Annotated in this window: 6 protein-coding genes, 1 tRNA gene and 1 pseudogene; 6 read left to right on the forward strand and 2 right to left on the reverse strand. The window is 74.4% G+C overall.

What is annotated here, in order from left to right; genetic code table 11:
* A pseudogene (locus tag I59_RS22840) lies at positions 1-678 on the forward strand (transcriptional regulator); the annotation flags it as partial.
* A 122-nt stretch (positions 679-800) separates the two neighbouring features.
* Here I59_RS22840 and I59_RS22845 read toward each other — a convergent pair.
* On the reverse strand, positions 801-1,343 hold the full coding sequence (locus tag I59_RS22845) for a hypothetical protein (protein ID WP_022903865.1): 543 nt from the start codon (positions 1,341-1,343) through the stop codon (positions 801-803).
* A 156-nt stretch (positions 1,344-1,499) separates the two neighbouring features.
* Here I59_RS22845 and I59_RS10680 point away from each other — a divergent pair, with 156 nt between their 5' ends.
* The 4 genes from I59_RS10680 to I59_RS10695 all read left to right on the forward strand — a co-directional run bounded on the left by I59_RS10680 (position 1,500) and on the right by I59_RS10695 (position 4,484).
* On the forward strand, positions 1,500-2,183 hold the full coding sequence (locus tag I59_RS10680) for a response regulator transcription factor (protein WP_175329168.1): 684 nt from the start codon (positions 1,500-1,502) through the stop codon (positions 2,181-2,183).
* Positions 2,184-2,230: 47 nt separating this feature from the next.
* The gene (locus I59_RS10685; RefSeq protein WP_261976555.1) at positions 2,231-3,721 is read left to right on the forward strand and encodes a HAMP domain-containing sensor histidine kinase; all 1,491 of its coding nucleotides are present in this window, start codon (positions 2,231-2,233) and stop codon (positions 3,719-3,721) included.
* 7 nt (positions 3,722-3,728) lie between these two features.
* Positions 3,729-3,809, forward strand: a tRNA-Leu gene (locus tag I59_RS10690).
* 69 nt (positions 3,810-3,878) lie between these two features.
* The gene (locus I59_RS10695) at positions 3,879-4,484 is read left to right on the forward strand and encodes an ANTAR domain-containing response regulator (RefSeq protein WP_022903868.1); all 606 of its coding nucleotides are present in this window, start codon (positions 3,879-3,881) and stop codon (positions 4,482-4,484) included.
* Positions 4,485-4,903: 419 nt separating this feature from the next.
* Here I59_RS10695 and I59_RS10700 read toward each other — a convergent pair whose 3' ends face one another.
* Positions 4,904-5,272, reverse strand: coding sequence for a PaaI family thioesterase (locus tag I59_RS10700; protein WP_042726647.1), 369 nt, complete (start codon positions 5,270-5,272; stop codon positions 4,904-4,906).
* 101 nt (positions 5,273-5,373) lie between these two features.
* Between I59_RS10700 and I59_RS23900 the strand changes: the two genes are divergently transcribed.
* Positions 5,374-5,515 (forward strand): hypothetical protein (locus I59_RS23900; RefSeq protein WP_376764448.1); only part of this gene is annotated, 142 nt, incomplete at its 3' end.

Consider the following 5,515-nt stretch of genomic DNA (forward strand, 5'->3'; position numbering starts at 1 on the left):
CGGCACACCCTGCCCCTGCTCACCGCTGCCGCCGCTGCCGCCGAGGCAGAACTCGCCCTCGCGGCGCTCCGGCGCCAGTCGTCCGCGGCACCGCACCCCGCCGAGCTCGAGCTCCTCGGGTCGGACACGGCGACCCTCCGGACGGGGTCGAGCGCGGTGCGGCTGTCGGAGCGCCACTCGGAGATCCTCGCGGTGCTCGCGGCAGCGCCTGCGGGCCTCCCGGCCGCGGACCTCGCGGTCGCCGTCTACGGCGACGTCCGCGCGGTGACGACCCTCCGGGCTGAGGTGGTGCGCCTCCGACGCGTGCTCGCCGACCACGCACCGGACGCTCGCCTGACGTCGCGGCCGTACCGCCTGCAGGGGTTGCGCACCGACGTCGACACCGTGCTGTCCGCGCTCGACCGCGGGGCGCGCCTCCAGGCCGTCGACCGGTACACCGGGCCGGTGCTCCCGGGGTCGGCGTCACCGGGCGTCGACGACCTGCGCGACCTGGTGCGGACACGGTTCCGGGAGGCGCTCGTCGCCGACGGCGGCGTCGACGCGCTGCTGGCCTGGTCGCGGACACCGGACGGCGCGCAGGATCCGCAGGTCCTGCGGGCCCTCCTCGGCGTGCTGCCGCGGCGGTCGCCGCGACGGGCCGGCCTGGTCGCCGCGGTCGAGGCGATCGAGCGTTCCTGACGGTTGCCCGCCGGCCGGGAGGCACGACACGCGTCGACCTGTCGGCCGACCGTGTGTGCCTCCCGCAGCGGGCACCGGTGGGGTGACGAGTGGGTCGGGACCGGCTGGTCAGGACCCGCTGGTCAGGACCCGCTGGTCGGGGCCGGGGTGGCGGTGCTGTCCTGGCCGGGTGCGCTGCTGCCGGTGGGCGGGGTCGGGGCGGTGCCGTCCTCCAGGGGCTTCGGTGCCGTCCCGTCCTTCGGCGGGGTGGGCGTCTTGCCGTCCTTGGGCGGGGTGGGCGTCTTGCCGTCCTTGGGCGGGGTGGGCGTCTTGCCGTCCTTGGGCGGGGTGGGCGCCTTCCCGTCGGCGAGCGGACCGGCGAGGCAGCCCGGGGCCGGTGCGGAGCCGGGTGCTGCGTTCCCGCCCGGTGCTGCCGAGCTGCCCTTCCCCGGCGCGGCCGGTCCCGCGGTCGGGGCTCCCGACGGAGCACCGCTCGGGGCCCCGCTCGGCGCACCCGTGGGCGCTCCGCTCGGCGCGGTCGAGGGCGCGCTCGGCGCGGCCATCGCGGCCGTCACGCCGACCCCGCCGAGGACCAGCGCCGCCGCGGCTGCCGAGCCGATGCCGACCGCGCGGAGGGTCCGGCGCCGACGCCCGACGGTGGGGCGGTCATCCTGTTCGTGCTGCATGGTGTCTCCTCTTCGTGGGCGGCGGACCGGGCGGTCCGCCGACGAGGACGACGGTCGGTTCCCAATCTGAAGCAGGACTGAAGCATCGGCGGCGCACAGGCGTTCTCCAGGTCGTTCCATGCTCCGTGATGGCCGAGCCGACCTAGCGTGTCCGCCGTGAACGCACCAGCACGCATCCTCGTGGTCGAGGACGACGACTCCCTCCGCACCGCGGTCGCGACGACCCTCCGCGCCGAGGGCTTCGTCGTCGCCGAGGCCTCCGACGGCCGACGCATCGCCGAGGACCTCGACCGTGCGGCACCCGACCTCGTGCTGCTCGACTGGATGCTGCCCGGGCCGAGTGGCATCCTCCTGGCGGCCCGCATCCGTGCCCGCTCCGACGCCGCCGTCGTGATGATGACGGCGCGGGACGAGCTCGACGACCGACTCCGCGGGTTCGCCGAGGGTGCCGACGACTACGTGGTGAAGCCCTTCGCGATGGCCGAGCTCGTCGCCCGCGTCACGGCCGTGCTGCGGCGACGGGGGCGGGTTCCGTCCGTGATCGAGGTCGGCGACCTGGTGCTCGACCCGGACGGCGCGACCGTGCGGCGAGCGGGTGTCCTGCTCGACCTGACGGCGACGGAGTTCCGCCTCCTGCGGTTCCTCGCCGAGAGCCGTGGCCGGACCGTCTCGAAGGCGCAGATCACGACGCAGGTCTGGGGGTACGAGGACATCGCACCCAACGTCGTCGAGGTGCACCTCAGCGCCCTGCGTCGGAAGATGGAGGCCCACGGGCCGCGGCTCGTGCACACCGTGCGGGGGCTCGGGTACCGGCTCGCGACCGACCGGGGCGCAGCGTGAACCACCCCGCGGGACGCCTCCGCACCACCTCCCTGCGATTGCGGACCGTGGTGGCCGTCACGGTGCTGCTCGCCGTGCTGCTCGCCGTGTTCGTCGTCGCCGTCGAGGCGGTCCTCGGCGCCCGGCTGACCGCCCAGGTCGAGGAGCGCCTCAGGGACCGGGCCTCGGCGGCCGCGGCGCTCGTCGGGGTGCTCGACGCGGACGACCTCGCCGACCGGTTGTCGGCGCAGGGCCTCTCGGTCCGGATCGTCGAGCCGGACGGGGCCTCCGTCGAGGCCGGACCCACGCCGGCCCAGCTCCGGAAGGGACCGCCCGACCCCGCGGGACTGCCGGGACCGGCGAAGCGCTCGGGCTCGGACGGGGGCGCGGGCCCGGCGACGGCCGGTTCGTCGAGCGCCGGGACGACGGGCGACACCACGGCCGGCGGCACCACCGGGACGCGCATCACGTCGTCCTCGGTGCGCGACGACGACGGCGTCCTGACCCTGCGTTCGGACCTCGCGGACGGCACGCGGATCACGCTGACCGCGGGGACACGGGACGTCCAGGAGACGCTCGCGCAGGTCGGGTGGGTCCTCGGCGGTGCGTCTGCCGCGTTCCTCGGCGTGGCGGTGGTCGGGCTCGTGCTCGTCGTCCGACGGACGATGCGACCGCTGGACGAGATGACCGGCGCCGCACGGTCGATCGCCGCCGGCGACCGCGGGCGACGGCTCCGACCGGCCCGGACCGACACCGAGATCGGCCGGGTGGCACTCGCCTTCGACGAGATGCTCGACGCCGTCGAGGGAGCGGAGGCCAAGGCCGTGGCTGCCGAGGGGCGCGTGCGCGGGTTCCTCTCCGATGCCGCGCACGAACTCCGCACTCCCGTCGCCGGTGTCCGAGCCGCCGCGGACACCCTCGTCCGGAACGGTCCCGCGGACCCGGCGACCACCGAGGCGATGGCCGTGCACGTCGTCCGGCAGGCTGACCGCGCTGCGCGCCTCGTCGACGACATGCTGACGATGGCCCGGCTCGACCGGGGGATCGACCTCGACCGCCGGCCGACCGACCTCGGGCCGTGGCTCGCCGCCGAGGCCGAGCGGCTGCGACTCCGCCTGCCGAGCACGACCCTCGACGTCGACGTCCCCGGTCACGAGGTCGTCGCCGACGTCGACCCCGACCGCCTCGCACAGGTCGTCGGCAACCTCGTCGACAACGCGGCGCGGGCGTCCGGTGGAGCCGGGCGCGTGCGGCTGGAACTGACCGACGGGCCCGGGGAAGCCCTCCTCCGCGTCGAGGACGACGGCCCCGGTATCCCCGAGGCCGACCGGGAACGCGTCTTCGACCGGCTCGTGCGGCTCGAGGCCTCCCGGGACGCCCGCTCGGGCGGAGCGGGGCTCGGGCTGCCGATCGCACGGGGGATCGCGGACGCGCACGGCGGGTCGCTCGCGCACGCCGGTGTGCGCCACGGCGGTGCGGACCGGGGCGGTGCGGGCCGGGAGGGCGGGAGCCGGGCGCTCGGCGGCGCCGTGTTCGAGCTGCGGGTGCTGCTAGCCTGATCTCCTCGCGAGTGTGGTGGAACGGTAGACACGGGGCACTCAAAATGCTCTGCCTCACGGCGTGCGGGTTCGAGTCCCGCCACTCGTACAACGGCGGTCACGGCGCGCGGGACGGTCCCGACAACTGGCACTTCCGTGGTCTAGTAGGCTGCTCTGCGTGAGTGACACAGAAGCAACCCCAGCAGCACCGCGTCGCGTCGTCGTCGCCGAGGACGAGTCGCTCATCCGCCTCGACATCGTCGAGATCCTCCGCGACAACGGCTTCGACGTCGTCGGTGAAGCGGGCGACGGTGAGACCGCCGTGCAGCTCGCGACCGACCTCCGCCCCGACCTCGTCGTCATGGACGTCAAGATGCCCCAGCTCGACGGCATCTCCGCGGCCGAGAAGCTCTCCAAGAACCACATCGCTCCGGTGGTCCTCCTCACGGCGTTCAGCCAGAAGGACCTCGTCGAGCGCGCGACCGAGGCCGGCGCCCTCGCCTACGTCGTCAAGCCGTTCACGCCGAACGACCTGCTGCCCGCGATCGAGATCGCCCTCTCGCGTCACCAGCAGATCATCACGCTCGAGGCCGAGGTCGCCGACCTCGTCGAACGGTTCGAGACCCGCAAGCTCGTCGACCGGGCCAAGGGGCTCCTCAACGAGAAGATGGGCCTCACCGAGCCCGAGGCGTTCCGCTGGATCCAGAAGGCCTCGATGGACCGCCGTCTCACCATGCACGACGTCGCGAAGGCGATCATCGAGCAGCTCAGCGCCAAGAAGTAGCGACGCAGGTCGCTCGCACGAGAGCGCCGCCTCCCCTCGGGGAGGCGGCGCTCTCGTCGTCCGTGGCGACCACACGTCGGTCGGGAGGCGTGGCGCTCGCCCGTCACGGGCCTCCCGTCCGGCGCGCCCGAGTGCCGGCGCCGTGGGCGCACGACGTGTCGCTCTCGTCGCCGCGGGGCGACGTTTCCTGACCCCAGCGCGGCGCGCAGGCGGGGTGTCGTGACCGCTCGGCGACCACACGGCGGACGGGAGGCGCGGTGCACGCCCGCCACGGGCCTCCCGTCCGGCGCGCCCGAGCGCCGGCGCCGTGGGCGCACGACGTGTCGCTCTCGTCGCCGCGGGGCGACGTTTCCTGACCCCAGCGCGGCGCGCACGCGGGGTGTCGTGACCGCGCTTGCCGGGAGGCCCAGGTGGTTCCGTCAGCGGGCGTCGCGGATCATGTTGGTGATGCGCACCGTGGAGCAGCGTCGCCCCTGGTCGTCGGTGAGGACGATCTCGTGCGTGGTGAGCGTGTTCCCGAGGTGGATGGCCGTGCAGGTGCCGGTGACGATCCCGCTCGTCGCGCTGCGCGAGTGCGAGGCGTTGAGCTCGATGCCGACCGCGTAGCGACCCGGGCCGGCGTGCACGTTCGCCGCCATCGAACCGAGGCTCTCCGCGAGGACGACGTAGGCGCCGCCGTGGAGCAGCCCGACCGGCTGCCGGTTGCCCTCGACCGGGATCGTGCCCACCGCCCGCTCGGCCGTGAGCTCGGTGATGACCATGCCCATCTTCTCGGCGAGTTCGCCCATCCCGCGCACGGCGAGCCGGTCGTCGACGGCGTTCGTGGTGGTCGCTTCGTCGGTCACGCGCGCAGGACTCCCGTGTCGGATGGCGTCGGTAGGCTGTCCGGGTGTCGGACTCCGCAAAGCCTACCCTCATGGTCATCGACGGCCACTCGCTCGCCTTCCGGGCCTTCTACGCGCTGCCGGTCGACAGCTTCGTGAACCGCGAGGGGCAGCACACGAACGCCATCCACGGTTCATCTCGATGCT

Source organism: Curtobacterium sp. B8, assembly GCF_000333315.1.
Lineage (GTDB): Bacteria > Actinomycetota > Actinomycetes > Actinomycetales > Microbacteriaceae > Curtobacterium > Curtobacterium luteum.

Excerpts from the sequence above, each read along its gene's own strand:
- I59_RS22845 (WP_022903865.1), bottom strand. The coding sequence starts at position 1,343 with ATGCAGCACGAACAGGATGACCGCCCCACCGTCGGGCGTCGGCGCCGG.
- I59_RS10700 (WP_042726647.1), bottom strand. The coding sequence starts at position 5,272 with ATGGGCGAACTCGCCGAGAAGATGGGCATGGTCATCACCGAGCTCACG.